Raw genomic sequence first — 16,894 nt, 5'->3', positions numbered from 1 at the left:
GCCCGGGTCAGCTGGTCCAGAAGTCCCACCAGCGGGTCAGGACCAGCATGCCGATGATGCCGATGTGCAGTACGGGCAGGACCCAGGTGAACTCGCCGAAGAAGCCCTTGAGCCAGCTCGGGGCGGGCAGGAAGCCCTTGCGGATGTTGAACGACGTCACGTACCAGAACATGACGATCGTGGCGACCCAGGCCAGGGAGCACCACAGGCACAGCGCGTTGATCCGGTACAGGGACTGGAACGTCAGCCAGGCGCAGAAGACGACGCCGAACAGGCAGCCGGCGTTGAAGGTGAGCCAGTACCAGCGCGGGAAGCGGGCGCGGGCGAGCAGGGCCATGCCGACGCCGACGACGATGCCGTAGGCGACGAGGCCGAGCATCGGGTTCGGGAAGCCGAAGACGGCGGCCTGCTTGCTCTCCATGACGCTGCCGCAGGAGACGACCGGGTTGAGGCTGCAGCCCGGGGTGAAGGTCTTGCCCTCGACCTTGGCCTCGAGGAGCTTGAACTTGTCGAGCGTGATGACCCACGCGGCGAGCAGTCCGGCCGCGCCGGTGATCACCAGCAGCAGGGCGAAGGCCCGGCTGCCGCCCTCCGTGCGGGGCGCGATCTCGGCGCGCTCCGGCTCGGGCTCAGTGGAGACGTCCCTGACTGTCGTCTTGCTCATCACGCCGATTCCGTCACTTGAGACCTGAACACCTTCGGGCAGGTTCATTGTGCCGCACGGGCCTGTGTGTCCACCGTTCAGTGGACATAAGGATGTCCGCCCGGTCGTCCCTGAGGGGGGCGTTCCGGCCGGATGCTCGTCGCATGACAGCACAGGGGTACGACCTCGCCGTCGAGGTGCGGGGTCTGCGCAAGCGCTACGGGGACGTGACCGCCGTCGACGGCATCGATCTCGGCATCCGGCGGGGCGAGGTGTTCGGCCTGCTCGGGCCCAACGGCGCGGGCAAGAGCACCACGGTGGAGATCCTCCAGGGCAACCGGGACCGGGACGCGGGCGAGGTGTCCGTACTCGGGGCGGACCCGGCGACCGGCACGCGCGCGTGGCGCTCACGTGTCGGAATCGTCTGGCAGGACGAATCGGCGCCCGCGGAGTTGACGGTCCGCGAAACCGTGCGGCACTTCGCCCGCTACTACCCGCGGCCGCGGAACCCGGAGGAGGTCATCGGCCTGGTCGGCCTGGAGGCGAAGGCGGACAGCAGGATCAAGGCGCTCTCGGGCGGTCAGCGCCGACGCCTGGACGTGGCGCTCGGCGTGATCGGCGGTCCCGATCTGCTGCTCCTGGACGAGCCGACGACCGGGTTCGACCCGGCGGCGCGGCGACAGTTCTGGTCGCTGATCCGCGCCCTGGCCGACGACGGCACGACGATCCTGCTGACCACGCACTACCGGGAGGAGGCGGAGGCGCTCGCGCAGCGGCTGGCGATCGTCGCCCGGGGCCGGGTCGTCGCCGAGGGCGAGCCGGGGGCGCTGCGGGAGCGGTTCGGCAGCGAGGCCGTCGTCACCTGGACGGGGCCGGACGGCACGCCGCGCGTGGAGCGCACCGGGACGCCGACCAGGACGATCGCCGGGCTCACGCACCGCTTCGACGGCGAGATCCCGGGGCTGACGGTGAGCCGCCCCACCCTGGAGGACGTCTACCTCCGGCTGACCGGACAGGAGGCACCGGCATGACCGCGACCGTCGAGGAGGACCGGACGGCGGTCGGTGCGGACCGGCTGCCCGGCGCGTGGGGGCTGGGGCTGCGGCGGGGCCGCCTGGAGATCACGCAGTTCTTCCGGCAGCGCGACCAGGTGGTGTTCACGTTCGCCTTCCCGGTGGTCTTCCTGTTCCTGTTCGCGTCGATCTTCCGGGACGACGTGGAGGGCGCGGGCATCACCGCGTCGCAGTTGTACGTCCCGGCGATGATGGCGGCCGGGATCATGTCGACGAGTTTCCAGGCGCTCGGGGTCTCGATCGCGATCGAGCGGGAGGAGAAGGTGCTGCGCCGGCTGCGGGGCACGCCGATGCCGTCGGCGGCGTACTTCCTCGGCAAGATCTGGCTGGTTCTGTTCACCGGTCTGCTGGAGACGGCGGTCCTGCTCCTCGTCGGCACGACCCTGTACGACGTGGACCTGCCCTCCGACGCGGGCCGTTGGTTCGATCTGGCGTGGATCTTCGTGCTGGGGATCACGGCGTGTGCCCTGCTGGGCATCGCGATCAGTTCGGTGCCGCGGTCGGCGAACAGCGCGTCGTCCGTGGTCGTCCTGCCCTTCCTGGTGCTGCAGTTCATCTCCGGGGTGTACATCGCCATCGGCACGATCCCGGACTGGATGCTGACCGTCGGGGCGCTGTTCCCGCTGAAGTGGATGTGCCAGGGGCTGCGCGGGGTGTTCCTGCCGGAGTCGGCTCAGGTGCTGGAGCAGGCGGGGAGTTGGGAGCTGGGTCGCGTGGCCCTGGTGCTCGCGTCGTGGTGCGTCGGAGGATTGGCGCTGTGTCTGCTGACGTTCCGCTGGAAGGACCGGCGCACCGGATGAGCGATGCCGCGAGCGCCTACCACTGGGAGCGCTCGTTCCGGCTCTGGGACACGTACTTCGCGCTGATCTGGGCGGCCACGGTGGCCTACGTGCTCGCCACGGAACAGCCCGGCCCGCCGCTCCGGGTGGTCGCGGCGTCGCTGCTCGTCCCGCTCGTCCCGCTGTACGTGCGGACCGGGCGGCGTCTGATCCGGGGCGACCCGCCCGACCAGCGGCAGGCGATCGGCTACCTGGCGGCGGCGCTGGCCCTGGTCCTGCCGTCGGCGGTCCTGGTGGGCGAGACGCGGCTGCTCGCCTTCGCGCTGATCCCGCAGTGCTTCATGACGCTGCGGTTGCGGTCGGCGCTGGTGGCCGTGGCCGTGGTGAACCTCGTGCCCGTGGCGGGCTGGGCACTGCTGTGGCGGCCCGGTGCCCGGGACGTGGCCTTCAACGCGTTGTTCTCCCTGGTCAGTTTCGTGTTCTCGATCGCCGTCGGCATCTGGATCATCCGGATCATCGAACAGAGCCAGGAGCGGGCCGAGTTGATCGCGGAACTGGACGCGAGCCGCCATGAGATCGGGCGGCTGTCCGAGGCGCACGGGGCATTGGCCGAGCGGGAGCGGCTGGCCCGGGAGATCCACGACACGCTCGCGCAGGGTTTCACGAGTCTGGTGATGCTGGTCCAGGCGGTCGAGGCGGAGCTGGAGCACGACCTGCCCGCGGCGCGGCGCCATCTGCGGCTGATGGACGAGACGGCCCGGCAGAACCTCGCCGAGGCCCGGGCCCTGGTCGCCGGGGGCGCGCCGGCCGACCTGGACGGCGCGTCCCTGCCGGACGCGCTGCGGCGGCTCGCCGCGCGCCATGACGCGGCGCTGGAGGTGTCCGGCCCGGTGCGCACGCTGCCCGCCGGGCCCGAGGTGGTCGCGCTGCGGGCCTGCCAGGAGGCGCTGGCCAACGCCCGCAAGCACGCGGGGAGTTCGGTGACGGTGGGGGTGTCGGTGGCGTACGCCGACGACCTGCTGACGGTGTCCGTGCGGGACGACGGCTGCGGCTTCGACCCGGCCGCCGTGCGGGGCGGGTACGGTCTGGCGGGCCTGCGGGCCCGGGCCGTCGAAGTGGGCGGTACGGCCGAGGTGCGCAGCGCCCCGGGCGACGGCACGGCCGTGACCGTCCGGCTGCCGGTCCTGAGGAGGGAGACGCCGTGATCCGCATCGTGCTGGCCGACGACCATCCCGTCGTACGGGAGGGGCTGCGGGCGATGCTCAGTGCGGAGCCCGACCTGGAGGTCGTCGCCGACGCGTCCGACGGTCCGCAGGCCGAGGCGCTGGCGGCCCGGCTGCGGCCCGACATCGTGCTGATGGACCTGCGCATGCCGGGCGGTGGGGGCGTGGACTCGATCGTGCGGATGGCGGCGGCCGGGCTGCCGTGCCGGGTGGTCGTGCTGACGACGTACGAGACCGACCGGGACATCCTGAGGGCGGTGGAGGCCGGGGCGGCGGGCTATCTGCTGAAGGACCTGCCGCGTGCGGAGCTGGCGGAGGCCGTCCGGGCGGCGGCGCGCGGTGAGACCGTGCTGGCTCCCTCCGTGGCGGCGCGGCTGGTGGACCAGTTGCGGACGAGGCCGGAGCGCCCGCGCCTGTCGGAGCGGGAGACGGCCGTGCTGCGCCTGGTCGCCGAGGGCTGCACCAACGCGGAGATCGGCCGCCGGCTGTTCATCGGCGAGTCGACGGTGAAGACGTACCTGCTGCGGATCTTCGGCAAGCTGGGCGTGGCCGACCGGACGGCGGCCGTCACGAGCGCGCTGCGGTACGGGTTGCTGGAGCAGTGAGGAAGGCGCCGGGAGACCGCGGCGGACGAGCAGCGGGTCGGCCGTCGCGGCCCGGCGCCTTCGACGTGCCTCAGCCCAGGCGGGCTTCCAGTTCCGCCACGATCTCGTTCACGCCCACCGCCGTCTGCTCGCCGGACTCCATGTCCTTGAGCTGGACGACGCCCTCGGCCAGGTCGCGTTCGCCGGCGACGATCGTGAAGCGGGCGCCGCTGCGGTTGGCGTTCTTCATCGCGCCCTTGAGGCCCTTGCCGCCGTAGGAGAAGTCGGCCGCGATGCCGTTCTTGCGCAGCTCCGTGACCTTGGCGAACAGCACGCGGCGGGCCTCCTCCCCCAGCGGGACGGCGAACACGCTGGTGGTGGCGGGCAGTTCGAGCTCGACGCCCTCGGCCTCCAGCGCGAGGACCGTGCGGTCGACGCCGAGGGCCCAGCCGACGGACGGCAGCGCGGGGCCGCCGATCATCTCGGACAGGCCGTCGTAGCGGCCGCCGCCGCCCACGGCGGACTGCGAGCCGAGGCCGTCGTGGACGAACTCGAACGTCGTGCGCGTGTAGTAGTCCAGGCCGCGCACCAGCTTCGGGTCGTCCTCGAAGGCCACGCCCGCCGCCGTGATCAGCTCGCGGACCTCCTCGTGGTACGCCTTGCAGGCATCGCACAGGTAGTCGCGCAGCAGCGGGGCGTCGGTCAGCTGCTTCTGGACCTCCGGACGCTTGTCGTCGAGGACGCGCAGCGGGTTGATGTCCGCGCGGCGCAGGGTGTCCTCGTCCAGCTCCAGGCCGCGCAGGAACTCCTGCAGCGCCGTCCGGTACACCGGGCGGCACTCCTTGTCGCCGAGGCTGTTGAGCAGGATCCGGAAGTTCCGCAGGCCCAGCGAGCGGTACGCCTGGTCGGCCAGGATGATCAGCTCGGCGTCGAGCGCCGGGTCCTCCGCGCCGATCGCCTCGGCGCCGACCTGCGAGAAGTGCCGGTAGCGGCCCTTCTGGGGACGCTCGTAGCGGTAGTACGAGCCGGAGTACCAGAGCTTGACGGGGAGGTTGCCCGCCTTGTGCAGGTTGGCCTCCAGTGCGGCGCGCAGCACCGAGGCCGTGCCCTCGGGGCGCAGGGCGAGCCGGTCGCCGCCCTTGGTCTCGAAGGCGTACATCTCCTTCGTGACGATGTCGGTGGACTCACCGACGCCGCGCGCGAAGAGCTCCACGTTCTCGAAGCCGGGCGTCTCGATGTAGCCGTAGCCGGAGTTGCGCAGCGGCGCGGCGATCGCCTCGCGGACCGCGAGGTACGTCGCGGAGTCCGGCGGGATCAGGTCGTACGTGCCCTTGGGGGCCTTGAAGGTGCTCACGGAAGGTCTCGTCACATTCCTCGTCGGGGAGCGGGCTGTGCTCCCTGGCCGGCCGCCACCTGCCGCAGATACGGGTTGGTGGCGCGCTCCCGGCCGATGGTCGTCTGGGGGCCGTGGCCGGACAGCACCACGGTCGAGTCGTCGAGCGGCAGGCACACGCGGGCCAGCGAGTCGAGCATCTCGGCCATGTCACCGCCGGGCAGGTCGGTGCGTCCGATGGAGCCGGCGAACAGCAGGTCGCCCGAGAACAGGATCGGCGGGATGTCCGCCGCCTCGGGCATGCCGAAGGTCACCGACCCCTTGGTATGGCCCGGCGCGTGCGCGACGGACAGCTCCAGGCCCGCCAGCTCCAGCTTCGCCCCGTCGGCCAGCTCCTTGACGTCATCCGGCTCCCCGATGGTCAGCTCGCCCAGCAGCGGCATCCCGATGGAACGGCCGAGCGCCTTCTCCGGGTCGCTCATCATGTACCGGTCGTCGGGGTGGATCCAGGCCGGCACGTCGTGCGCGCCGCACACCGGGACGACCGAGGCCACGTGGTCGAGGTGGCCGTGGGTGAGGACGACGGCGACGGGCTTGAGCCGATGCTTCCTGATCGCTTCCTCGACGCCGTCGGCGGCCTGATGGCCGGGGTCGATGATCACGCACTCCTCACCGGCGGCGGGGGCGACGAGGTAGCAGTTCGTCCCCCAGGCCCCGGCGGGGAACCCGGCAATGAGCACGATCGTCCTTCGTTGTGTCGGTACGGGCGGCTGCGGCTGTCGTCAGAGCCTACCGGCGCTGCCGATTCCTCAGCGAACCCATATACGGTACGGGGCACACGCAGGCGGTCGGCGCACAGGCCCCACGCGTACCGGTCGACGTATCAGACGCATGAGGAGAGAATCCGGTGGTCAGCCAGGAACAGCGGCGGCGACAGCTCGCCCGTGAGAAGTACTTGCGGCAGCAGCAGCGACGCACCGACGCGCGACGCAAGGCCCGGATCCGCAACTCCGTGATCGCCTCCGTTCTCGGCGTGACGGTGGTGCTCGTCGTGGCGGCCGTGCTGACCAAGCCGTTCGAGGACGACGGCGCGTCGGAGAACGCGAACGCGGAGGTCACCCCGAGCGCCTCGCCCAGCAAGGCCCCGGACCCCTGCGAGAAGCCCGCCCCGGGCAAGGTCAAGTCGGAGACCTGGAAGAAGGAACCGGCGATGACCATCGACGAGTCGGCGAAGTACACGATGAAACTGGACACGACCTGCGGCGAGATAGACATCGCGCTGAAGGCGTCGGCCGCGCCGCACACCGTCAACTCGTTCAACTTCCTTCTCGGCAAGGGCTACCTGGACCACACCAAGTGCCACCGGCTCACCGACCGGGGCATCTACGTCCTGCAGTGCGGCGACCCGCAGGGCACCGGCATGGGCGGACCGGGCTACACCATCCCGGACGAGAACCTCAAGGACAAGAGCCTCAAGGGCGGGATCTACCCGGCGGGCACGGTCGCGATGGCGAACCAGTACAACGCCCAGACGAAGCAGGGCCGCGACAGCGGCGGCAGCCAGTTCTTCCTCGTCTACCAGGACAGCCAGCTGCCGCCCGACTACACACCGTTCGGTACGGTGTCCGAGGCGGGCATGAAGGTCCTGAAGAAGATCGCCGACGCCGGGGCCCAGGCCCCCGACCCTCAGACGGGCAACACCGCGCCCAACGCGACGGTCGTGATCAACAAGGCCACGGTCACGAAATCCTGACCCTCAACTGCGAAATTTCGGTCGCGCGGGATGCGGACAGGCCCCCCGCCGGTCGCCTATGTTGGCCGTGACGAAACTGTGGACGATGCCCGGGGGAGCTTCAGGCCCCTCGCAGGCATCATGTGGAGGAGGCGCTGTGAGCAGCGACCCGTGGGGCCGCGTCGACGAGACGGGGACCGTGTACGTGCGTACGGCCGACGGCGAGCAGGTCGTCGGTTCCTGGCAGGCGGGCTCCCCCGAGGAGGCGCTGGCCTATTTCGAGCGCAAGTACGAGGGCCTGGTTGTCGAGATCGGCCTCCTCGAGAAGCGAGTGAAGACCACCGACCTGTCGGCGAAGGACGCCCAGGCCGCCATCGACCACATCCGGGAGCAGGTCGACGCGCACCACGCGGTGGGCGATCTGGACGCCCTGCGGGTCCGGCTGGACAAGCTCGTGGAGCTGGTGGAGGCGCGCCGGGAGCAGCGCAAGGCGCAGCGGGCGAAGCAGTCCGACGAGGCGCGCAAGGCCAAGGAGGAACTGGTCGCCGAGGCCGAGCAGCTGGCGCAGTCCGACCAGTGGCGGGCGGCCGGCGAGCGGCTGCGGGCCCTGGTGGACACCTGGAAGGGCCTGCCGCGGCTGGACCGCAAGTCCGACGACGAGCTGTGGCACCGGTTCTCGCACGCCCGGTCGGCGTTCTCCAAGCGGCGCAAGCAGCACTTCGCGCAGCTCGACGCGCAGCGCGAGGAGGCCCGTAAGACCAAGGAGCGGCTGGTCGCCGAGGCCGAGGCGCTGTCGAACTCGACGGACTGGGGTGCGACGGCGGCCCGTTACCGCGAGCTGATGGCCGAGTGGAAGGCCGCCGGCCGCGCCCAGCGCGAGCACGAGGACGATCTGTGGAACCGCTTCCGCGGCGCCCAGGACGTCTTCTTCGCCGCGCGCAGCTCGGTCTTCGCCGAGCGGGACGCCGAGCAGGCGGAGAACCTCAAGCTCAAGGAGGAGCTGGCCGAGGAGGCCGAGAAGCTCCTGCCGATCACGGACCTGAAGGCGGCCCGGGCCGCGTTCCGGAACGTGAACGAGCGCTGGGAGGCCATCGGCCACGTGCCGCGCGACGCCCGGCCGAAGGTCGAGGGCCGCATGCACGCCGTCGAGCGGGCCATCCAGGAGGCCGAGGAGGCCGAGTGGCGCCGGACGAACCCGGAGGCACGTGCGCGTGCCGAGGGTCTGACCGGGCAGCTCCAGGCCGCGGTGGACAAGCTGCGTGGCCAGATCGAACAGGCCCGCGCGCAGGGCAACAACGCCAAGGCCGACAAGCTCCAGCGTGAGCTGGAGGGCCGCCAGGCGCTGCTGGACCAGGCACTGAAGGGCCTGCAGGAGTTCGGCGGCTGATCGGATCCGTTCCCGTCGGCCGAAAGGGGCTCCCGTACACGTCGTACGGGAGCCCCTTTCGTGTGGTCGCTACGGGCGGTTACGACCTGCTGCGCGCCGAGGTCACCCGGTACACGTCGTAGACGCCCTCCACGCCCCGGACCGCCTTCAGGACATGGCCGAGGTGCTTCGGGTCGCCCATCTCGAAGGTGAAGCGGGAGGTGGCGACGCGGTCGCGGGAGGTCTGGACGGCCGCCGAGAGGATGTTGACGTGCTGGTCGGACAGCACCCGTGTGACGTCCGAGAGGAGCCGGGAGCGGTCCAGGGCCTCGACCTGGATGGCGACCAGGAAGACCGAGGACTGGGTGGGCGCCCACTCGACGTCCAGGATGCGCTCGGGCTCGCGGGACAGCGAGTCGACGTTGACGCAGTCGCTGCGGTGAACCGATACGCCACTGCCGCGGGTGACGAACCCGATGATGGGGTCGCCCGGGACGGGTGTGCAGCAGCGGGCCAGCTTGACCCACACGTCCTCGACGCCCTTGACGACGACGCCCGGGTCGGCGCTGGAGCGGCGCTTGCGGCTGCGGCCGCGGGCCGGCGGGACCGTCTCGTCGATCTCCTCGGTGGCCGCCTCCTCGCCGCCGAGGGCCTGCACCAGCTTCTGCACGATGTTCTGCGCGGAGACGTGGCCCTCGCCGATCGCCGCGTACAGCGCGGAGATGTCGGCGTAGCGCATCTCATGGGCGAGGGTCACCAGGGAGTCGCCGGTCAGGATGCGCTGGATCGGCAGGTTCTGCTTGCGCATGGCGCGGACGATGGCGTCCTTGCCCTGCTCGATGGCCTCGTCGCGGCGTTCCTTGGAGAACCAGGCGCGGATCTTGTTGCGGGCCCGCGGTGACTTGACGAAGCCGAGCCAGTCGCGGGAGGGGCCGGCGCCGGGTGCCTTGGAGGTGAAGACCTCCACCAGGTCGCCGTTGTCGAGGGTGGACTCCAGCGGGACCAGCCGGCCGTTGACGCGGGCGCCTATGGTGCGGTGGCCGACCTCGGTGTGGACGGCGTACGCGAAGTCGACGGGCGTGGCACCCGCGGGGAGCGCTATGACGTCGCCCTTGGGGGTGAAGACGAAGACCTCGTTGCGGGACAGGTCGAAGCGCAGTGACTCCAGGAACTCGCCCGGGTCCTCGGTCTCCTTCTGCCAGTCCAGCAGCTGCCGCAGCCACGCCATGTCGTTGATGGCGTCCTTGTCCTTGCCGGAGGACTTGGGCGCGTCGGTGCGCACCTTGGAGGCGCCGGCGACGGCCTCCTGCTTGTACTTCCAGTGCGCGGCGATGCCGTACTCGGCGCGGCGGTGCATGTCGAAGGTGCGGATCTGCAGCTCGACCGGCTTGCCGCCGGGGCCGATGACCGTCGTGTGGAGCGACTGGTACATGTTGAACTTGGGCATCGCGATGTAGTCCTTGAACCGGCCGGGGACCGGGTTCCATCGCGCGTGCACCGTGCCGAGGGCCGCGTAGCAGTCGCGGACGGTGTCCACGAGGACGCGGATGCCCACCAGGTCGTAGATCTCCGCGAAGTCCCGGCCGCGGACGATCATCTTCTGGTAGACGCTGTAGTAGTGCTTGGGGCGGCCGGTGACGGTCGCCTTGATGCGGGCGGCCCGCAGGTCCTGCTGGACCTCGTCGGTGACGATGGCCAGGTACTCGTCACGCTTGGGTGCCCGCTCGGCCACCAGCCGTACGATCTCGTCGTACATCTTGGGGTAGAGGATCGCGAAGGCGAGGTCCTCCAGTTCCCACTTGATGGTGTTCATGCCGAGGCGGTGGGCGAGCGGCGCGTAGATCTCCAGGGTCTCGCGCGCCTTCTTCTCCTGCTTCTCGCGCTTGAGGTAGCGCATGGTGCGCATGTTGTGCAGGCGGTCGGCGAGCTTGATGACCAGGACGCGGGGGTCCTTGGCCATGGCGACGACCATCTTGCGTACGGTCTCGGCCTGCGCGGCCTCGCCGAACTTCACCTTGTCGAGCTTGGTGACGCCGTCGACGAGCAGCGTGACGACGTCGCCGAAGTCGCGACGCAGGTCCTCCAGGCCGTACTCGGTGTCCTCGACCGTGTCGTGCAGCAGGCCCGCCATCAGCGTGGCCGGATCCATGCCCAGCTCGGCGAGGATGGTCGTCACTGCGAGCGGGTGCGTGATGTACGGGTCGCCGCTTTTGCGCTTCTGGCCGCGGTGCCAGCGCTCGGCGACCTGGTAGGCCCGCTCGATCTGGCGGAGGGTCGAGGTCTCGATCTTCGGGTCGTTGCTGCGCACTATCCGCAGCAACGGCTCCAGCACCGGGTTGTAGGGGTTCGCGCGCTGCACGCCGAGCCGGGCCAGACGGGCGCGGACGCGGTTGGAGGAGCCCGTGCGGGCCGGCTGGCCGGCGCTCTGGCGCACCGCGGGCGGGGCCGGCTTGGGGCGCGACTGCTCGGCGGGCTTGTCGACCGGCGCCGCCTGGGCGTGTTCGACCGGCCCGCGGGTGTCGTTCTTCGCGTGGGGCGCGTTCGGCGCGGGCTTGGCCGCGGCTGCCGAGGCGGACTCGGGCTTGGCGGCGGTCAGGTGCTGGGCCTCGTCTGGCAAGAGGGCTCCTCGTGCGCGATCCGGGTCCCCCGGTCAGGCTCCGGAGACCCCATGGTAGCCATCCTGCGCCCCAGGATCGCCTTCAGGCCAATGTGAGGACCGTCTACCCGAGAAACGCACGAGGCGGGCGCCGGATGTTCCGGGCCCGCCCGTGCGGTGTCGTGCCGGTGTCCACCGGGCCGCTCAGGGGTGGCTAGACCGTGAGCAGCGCCTCCAGCGGGGCACCGTTCAGCGCCGGTTCCAGGCGGGCGCGGCCGTTCAGGAAGCCGAGTTCCATGAGGACCGCGAGACCCGCGACCTCGGCGCCGGCCCGGCGGATGAGCTGGAGCGAGGCCTCGGCGGTGCCGCCGGTGGCGAGGACGTCGTCGATGACCAGGATGCGGTCGTCGGGGCTCAGGTCCTCGGCGTGCACCTCGATCTCGGCCGAGCCGTACTCCAGGTCGTAGGCCTGGGCGAGGGTCGCTCCGGGGAGCTTGCCCGCCTTGCGTACGGGGATGAAGCCGAGGCCGGCGCGGACGGCGACCGGGGCGCCGAGGATGAAGCCGCGGGCCTCCAGGCCGACGACCTTGGTGGCGCGGGTGCGCTCGGCGATCTCGGCGAGGGCGTCGGTGAGCGCGGTGAACGCCGCCGGGTCCGCCAGCAGCGGGGTGATGTCCTTGAACACCACGCCCGGCTCCGGGTAGTCGGCCACGTCCCGGATGCGGCTGAGCAGCAGCTCCCTGATGTCGGTCATCGGCGCTTCCCCGAGGGGCGGCCGCGCCCGCGGCTGCGGGACGCGGGCTGGTTGCGCGGGCCGACGACCGCGGCGGGCGCGGCGTCCTCGGGCTCGTCGCCGTACGACTCGTCGGCGGTCTCCGCCTGGGCGGTCTCGCCCTTGGCGGCGGACTGGGCCCGCTTGGCCAGGACGCGCTTCTTCAGGGCCTTCATCTGCGGCTCGCGCTCCTTCAGGTCGGCGACGAGCGGCGTGGCGATGAAGATCGAGGAGTACGCACCGGCCGCGAGGCCGACGAACAGCGACAGCGAGATGTCGTTGAGCATGCCGGCGCCGAGGACACCGCCGCCGATGAAGAGCAGGCCCGCCACCGGCAGCAGCGCGACCACCGTGGTGTTGATGGAGCGGACCAGGGTGCTGTTGATCGAGCGGTTGGCGACGTCACTGTAGGTCCAGCGGGTCTGCTTGGTGAGGTCCTTCGTCTGTTCCTTGAGGCTGTCGAAGACCACGACCGTGTCGTAGAGCGAGTAGCCGAGGATGGTCAGCAGACCGATCACCGTGCCCGGGGTGACCTCGAAGCCGACGAGGGCGTAGATGCCGACCGTGATGGTGATGTCGTGGATCAGGGCGACGAACGCCGCGACGGCCATGCGCCACTCGAAGGCGATCGCCAGGTAGATCACCACGAGGATCAGGAAGATGCCGAGGCCCTGCCAGGCCTTGTTGGCGATCTGCTCGCCCCAGCTGGGACCGACCAGTTCGGCGTTGATCTGCTCCGCGTCGACCTTGAGGTCGTCCGAGAGCTGGGCCTTGATCTGGTTGGCCTTGTCGGTCTCGATGCCCGCGACCTGGATCCGCAGGCTGCCGTCGCCGAGCTTCTGGACGATCGCGTCGTGGCCGGAGGCCGTCTCCGCGTACTCCTCGGCCTGGGACACCGAGACGCTGACGTTCTTGGGGGTGGTGAAGACGGCACCGCCCTGGAACTCGATGCCCATGTTCAGGCCGCGCACCGCCAGGCCGACGATGGCCGTGATGGTGATCAGGATGGACAGGCCGTACCAGATCTTGCGGTTCTTGACGAAGTCGTAGCCGATCTCGCCGCGGTGCAGCCGGGCGCCGAGGTTGCCGAGTTTCGACATCTCACGCCTCCTTCGTCTCGACGGGGGCGGAGGGACGGCGGGTGCGGCGCAGCGGCGGCTGGGCACCCAGGCTCTTCGGGTCGAGGCCGGACCACTTGTGGCCGCTCGCGAAGAACGTGCGGCGGGCCAGCAGGGTCAGCAGCGGCTTGGTGAAGAGGAAGACGACCACCACGTCGAGCAGCGTGGTCAGGCCGAGCGTGAAGGCGAAGCCGCGCACCTTGCCGACGGTGACGATGAAGAGCACCGCGGCGGCGAGGAACGACACGAAGTCGGAGACCAGGATGGTGCGCCGGGCACGCGGCCAGGCCCGCTCGACGGCGGGGCGCAGCGTACGGCCCTCGCGGATCTCGTCTCGGACGCGTTCGAAGTAGACGATGAACGAGTCCGCCGTGATGCCGATGGCGACGATGGCACCGCAGACGGCCGGCAGGTTCAGCGCGAAGCCGATGGTCGGGCCGAGCAGCGACATGATCGTGTAGGTGAGGGCGGCGGAGACCAGCAGCGAGAGGATCGCGACGAACGACAGACCGCGGTAGTAGACCAGCAGGTACAGGACGACCAGGGCGAGACCGATCGCGCCGGCGATCAGACCGGCCTCCAGCTGGTCACCGCCCAGCGCGGCGGTCACGGTCGTCATGCTGTCGACCTTGAAGGTGAGCGGCAGCGCACCGTAGGTCAGCATGTTGGAGAGTTCCTGGGCGGACTGCTGGTTGAAGTTGCCGGAGATCTCCGCGTTGCCGCCGGTCAGGGCCTGGCGGACGTACGGGTCGGAGACCACGTCGCCGTCGAGGACGATCGCGAACTGGTTCTGCGGGGACTGGTTCTGCGCCAGCTTGCCGGTGATGGCGGCGAACTTCTTGGCACCGCCGTCGGTGAAGTCCATCTGGACGGTCCAGCCGGCACCGGTCTGGGTGTTCAGAACGGCCTGGGCCTTGTCGACGTCGGTGCCGTCGACCTCGGCGGGGCCGAGGATGTACTTCTGCCACTGGCCCTGCGCGTTCTGGCCGCAGGCCAGGGTCGACTCGCTGGCCTTGGCGCCGTCACCGACCGTGGAGCGGGTCTTGGTGTCGGTGCAGTCCAGTGCGGCGTACTGCTCCTGGAGCTTGCTCGGGTCGTCGCCGGAGGTGCCGCCGGAGGCGGACGGGGAGGGGCTGGCCTTCGCCTTGTCCGAGGCGCTCGCGGACGGGGTCGCGTCGGCCTTCAGCGCGTCGGTGACGGCGCGGCCCTGCGTGGTGGGGCTCGCGGACGGGGACGCCGAGTTCTTGTCGGTGGCCTCGGGCTTGTCGCTGGCCTTGCCCGAGGGCTCGCCCGAGGGGCTGCCGGTGGGGCTCGGGGAGGGGCTGGCCGTGCCGCTGCCGCCGGAGACCTCGGTGGCGATGACCGGGCGGAAGTAGAGCTTGGCGGTGGTGCCTACCTGCTTGCGGGCCTGCTCGGAGTTCGTCCCCTTGGGGATGTTCACGACGATGTTGTCGCGGCCCTGCGTCTGGACCTCGGCCTCCGAGACGCCCAGACCATTGACACGGCGCTCCATGATGGAGACGGCGGTGTCCATGTTGGTCTTGTTGATCGCCGACTCGTTGCCGGCCTCGGGAACCGCGCGGAGCGTGATGCTCGTGCCGCCGGCCAGGTCGATGCCGAGACGCGGGGTCGTGTGCCCCGAGGCGAACATTCCACCGGTGAGCGCCGCGATGGCGATCAGGATCAGGGCCAGCGAGCGCCACGGCTTGCTCTGGGCGCTCGCGTTCCGGCCCTTTTTAGGTGTGGCCACCTTCTCGTACTCCCTCTCGGGCCGCCTCGCTCCGGATCGGCGGACGGGCGGCCATGACATGGTGTCGGGATTCCGTGCGAGCTATGGCGTGTCCCGGGGCGCGCGGGACGGGCCCGCGCACCCCGGGACACGACTACTTCGCCTCGGAGTCGCCGTCGGTCTTCTTCGGCTCCGCGTCCGTCTTCGCCTCGCCGGCCGGGGCCTCGTCGGCCGGTTCGTCGGCCGTGTCCTTCTTGCCGAGGTCGACGGCCTTGTCGTCGGCGGGGGCGTCGGCGGCGGAGTCGCCGGTCTCGGTGAGGGAGGAGGCGTCGTCCGGGACGATGTCGGTGTCGGACTTCAGGTCGTGCTCGATGCCGTGGACGATGCGGTTGTACTCGTCGTCGGTGAGGACGGCACCGATGGCGTTCTTGGCGAAGAGGAGCTCGACGCCGGGGCCGGCGTCGACGAGGACGGTGTCCTCGTTCACCTCCTTGACCGTGGCGTACATGCCCCCGATGGTGCGGACACCGCTGCCGGGCTGCATTTGGTTCCGCATCTCCACGGCCTGCTGCTGCTTCTTCTTGGCCGACCGGGTCATCAGGAACATGGCCCCGATGAGCACGATGAACGGGAGGAGGGTCAGGAGACTCACGGGTCGGTACTTCCTTCACACGACCGCGCTGTGAGCGGCCAGATGGTTGGGGGTGTGTACGCCGCCGACAAAGGCGGCATCGGCGGAGTCTAAGCGAGTCCGCGCGCATGGAACAACGCTCAGCATGGCACCGGGGTTCCTGCTCCGGCCACTGTCCTCGCCGTCGTGGAGCGGTGACTGCGCCGTCACGCCCCGAACAGGTCCTGTTGTCCGTTTCCTGCGGTCTGGGAGCGGGGCGGGGTGAGGCCGAGATGTGCCCATGCGGCGGGGGTGGCGACCCGGCCGCGCGGGGTGCGGGCCAGCAGTCCCTCCCGGACGAGGAAGGGCTCGGCGACCTCCTCGACGGTCTCGCGCTCCTCCCCCACCGCGACCGCGAGCGTGGAGAGGCCGACGGGGCCGCCGCCGAACAGCTTGAGCAGGGCTTCCAGGACGCCCCGGTCGAGGCGGTCGAGGCCGCGCGCGTCCACCTCGTAGACGGCGAGGGCGGCCGCCGCGATGTCCTTGGTGATCAGTCCGTCGGCCTTGACCTGGGCGTAGTCCCGGACGCGGCGCAGCAGGCGGTTGGCGATGCGGGGCGTGCCGCGGGAGCGGCCGGCGATCTCGGCGGCGCCGTCCGGCTCGATCTCGACCTCCAGGAGGTTCGCCGAGCGGTGGATGACCCGCTCCAGTTCGGCCGGTTCGTAGAACTCCATGTGCGCGGTGAAGCCGAAGCGGTCGCGCAGCGGGGGCGGCAGCAGGCCCGCGCGGGTGGTGGCGCCGACCAGGGTGAAGGGGGGCAGCTCCAGCGGGATGGCGGTGGCGCCGGGGCCCTTGCCGACGATGACGTCGACGCGGAAGTCCTCCATCGCCATGTACAGCATCTCCTCGGCGGGCCGGGACATGCGGTGGATCTCGTCGAGGAAGAGGACCTCGCCCTCCTGGAGGGAGGAGAGGATCGCGGCGAGGTCGCCGGCGTGCTGGATGGCGGGGCCGGACGTGATGCGGATGGGGGCGCCCATCTCGGCCGCGATGATCATCGACAGGGTGGTCTTGCCGAGGCCGGGGGCGCCGGAGAGCAGCACGTGGTCGGCGGTCGCGCCCCGCGCGCGTGCCGCCCGCAGCACGAGGTCGAGCTGTTCGCGGACCTTCTCCTGGCCGATGAACTCGTCCAGGTCCTTGGGGCGCAGGGCGGCCTCGACGGCCTGGTCGTCACGGTCGGCGACGGAGTCCACCAGCCGCTCCTCGGCGGGCCCGCCGAGCCGCTCGGCGGCATCGGCGTCGGTCGTGTCGTCCCAGTTCATGGAGTGTGCCTCGG

Annotated in this window: 15 protein-coding genes; 6 read left to right on the top strand and 9 right to left on the bottom strand. The window is 70.7% G+C overall.

The window, feature by feature from the left end; genetic code table 11:
- Positions 1-7: 7 nt before the first annotated feature.
- The gene (locus ACSUPV_RS33705; protein WP_031116605.1) at positions 8-664 is read right to left on the bottom strand and encodes a vitamin K epoxide reductase family protein; all 657 of its coding nucleotides are present in this window, start codon (positions 662-664) and stop codon (positions 8-10) included.
- A gap of 143 nt (positions 665-807) precedes the next feature.
- Between ACSUPV_RS33705 and ACSUPV_RS33700 the strand changes: the two genes are divergently transcribed.
- The 4 genes from ACSUPV_RS33700 to ACSUPV_RS33685 are packed head-to-tail and all read left to right on the top strand — an operon-like array spanning position 808 to position 4,323.
- Positions 808-1,674 (top strand): ATP-binding cassette domain-containing protein, encoded by an 867-nt coding sequence (locus ACSUPV_RS33700; RefSeq protein WP_436949131.1) that lies wholly within the window; start codon positions 808-810, stop codon positions 1,672-1,674.
- Complete coding sequence (locus ACSUPV_RS33695) at positions 1,671-2,516, top strand: ABC transporter permease (protein ID WP_436949130.1); 846 nt, start codon at positions 1,671-1,673, stop codon at positions 2,514-2,516. The genes ACSUPV_RS33700 and ACSUPV_RS33695 overlap by 4 nt, the downstream gene beginning before the upstream one ends.
- A complete protein-coding gene (locus ACSUPV_RS33690; RefSeq protein WP_037769110.1) occupies positions 2,513-3,700 on the top strand; it encodes a sensor histidine kinase in 1,188 nt (395 codons plus the stop codon). The genes ACSUPV_RS33695 and ACSUPV_RS33690 overlap by 4 nt, the downstream gene beginning before the upstream one ends.
- A complete protein-coding gene (locus ACSUPV_RS33685) occupies positions 3,697-4,323 on the top strand; it encodes a response regulator transcription factor (RefSeq protein WP_359792526.1) in 627 nt (208 codons plus the stop codon). Before ACSUPV_RS33690 ends, ACSUPV_RS33685 begins: the two co-directional genes overlap by 4 nt.
- A gap of 70 nt (positions 4,324-4,393) precedes the next feature.
- Here ACSUPV_RS33685 and hisS read toward each other — a convergent pair whose 3' ends face one another.
- Complete coding sequence (gene hisS, locus ACSUPV_RS33680) at positions 4,394-5,656, bottom strand: histidine--tRNA ligase (protein ID WP_037769106.1); 1,263 nt, start codon at positions 5,654-5,656, stop codon at positions 4,394-4,396.
- Positions 5,657-5,667: 11 nt separating this feature from the next.
- Positions 5,668-6,375, bottom strand: coding sequence for an MBL fold metallo-hydrolase (locus ACSUPV_RS33675; protein ID WP_436949129.1), 708 nt, complete (start codon positions 6,373-6,375; stop codon positions 5,668-5,670).
- Between the two features lie 167 nt (positions 6,376-6,542).
- Between ACSUPV_RS33675 and ACSUPV_RS33670 the strand changes: the two genes are divergently transcribed.
- On the top strand, positions 6,543-7,388 hold the full coding sequence (locus ACSUPV_RS33670; protein WP_037769104.1) for a peptidylprolyl isomerase: 846 nt from the start codon (positions 6,543-6,545) through the stop codon (positions 7,386-7,388).
- Positions 7,389-7,524: 136 nt separating this feature from the next.
- On the top strand, positions 7,525-8,754 hold the full coding sequence (locus tag ACSUPV_RS33665) for a DUF349 domain-containing protein (protein ID WP_031116598.1): 1,230 nt from the start codon (positions 7,525-7,527) through the stop codon (positions 8,752-8,754).
- A gap of 79 nt (positions 8,755-8,833) precedes the next feature.
- On the opposite strand, the gene relA is transcribed toward ACSUPV_RS33665, so the two are convergent.
- From relA to ruvB, 6 genes are all read right to left on the bottom strand, one after another.
- On the bottom strand, positions 8,834-11,350 hold the full coding sequence (relA, locus tag ACSUPV_RS33660; RefSeq protein WP_037769102.1) for a GTP pyrophosphokinase: 2,517 nt from the start codon (positions 11,348-11,350) through the stop codon (positions 8,834-8,836).
- A gap of 193 nt (positions 11,351-11,543) precedes the next feature.
- Entirely contained in the window at positions 11,544-12,083 is a 540-nt protein-coding gene (locus ACSUPV_RS33655) for an adenine phosphoribosyltransferase (RefSeq protein WP_037769099.1), read from the bottom strand.
- Positions 12,080-13,201: a protein translocase subunit SecF gene (gene secF / locus ACSUPV_RS33650; RefSeq protein WP_031116595.1), complete on the bottom strand. Its 1,122-nt coding sequence runs from the start codon at positions 13,199-13,201 to the stop codon at positions 12,080-12,082. The genes ACSUPV_RS33655 and secF overlap by 4 nt, the downstream gene beginning before the upstream one ends.
- Position 13,202: 1 nt before the next feature.
- The gene (secD, locus tag ACSUPV_RS33645; RefSeq protein WP_436949128.1) at positions 13,203-14,969 is read right to left on the bottom strand and encodes a protein translocase subunit SecD; all 1,767 of its coding nucleotides are present in this window, start codon (positions 14,967-14,969) and stop codon (positions 13,203-13,205) included.
- A 133-nt stretch (positions 14,970-15,102) separates the two neighbouring features.
- Entirely contained in the window at positions 15,103-15,600 is a 498-nt protein-coding gene (gene yajC / locus ACSUPV_RS33640) for a preprotein translocase subunit YajC (protein ID WP_031116593.1), read from the bottom strand.
- A gap of 185 nt (positions 15,601-15,785) precedes the next feature.
- Positions 15,786-16,880, bottom strand: coding sequence for a Holliday junction branch migration DNA helicase RuvB (ruvB, locus tag ACSUPV_RS33635; protein ID WP_031116592.1), 1,095 nt, complete (start codon positions 16,878-16,880; stop codon positions 15,786-15,788).
- Between the last annotated feature and the right edge of the window lie 14 nt (positions 16,881-16,894).

This window comes from Streptomyces sp. SudanB52_2052 (genome assembly GCF_964272415.1).
Taxonomy (GTDB): domain Bacteria; phylum Actinomycetota; class Actinomycetes; order Streptomycetales; family Streptomycetaceae; genus Streptomyces; species Streptomyces olindensis.
This window is presented reverse-complemented; position numbering and strand designations above follow the sequence as displayed.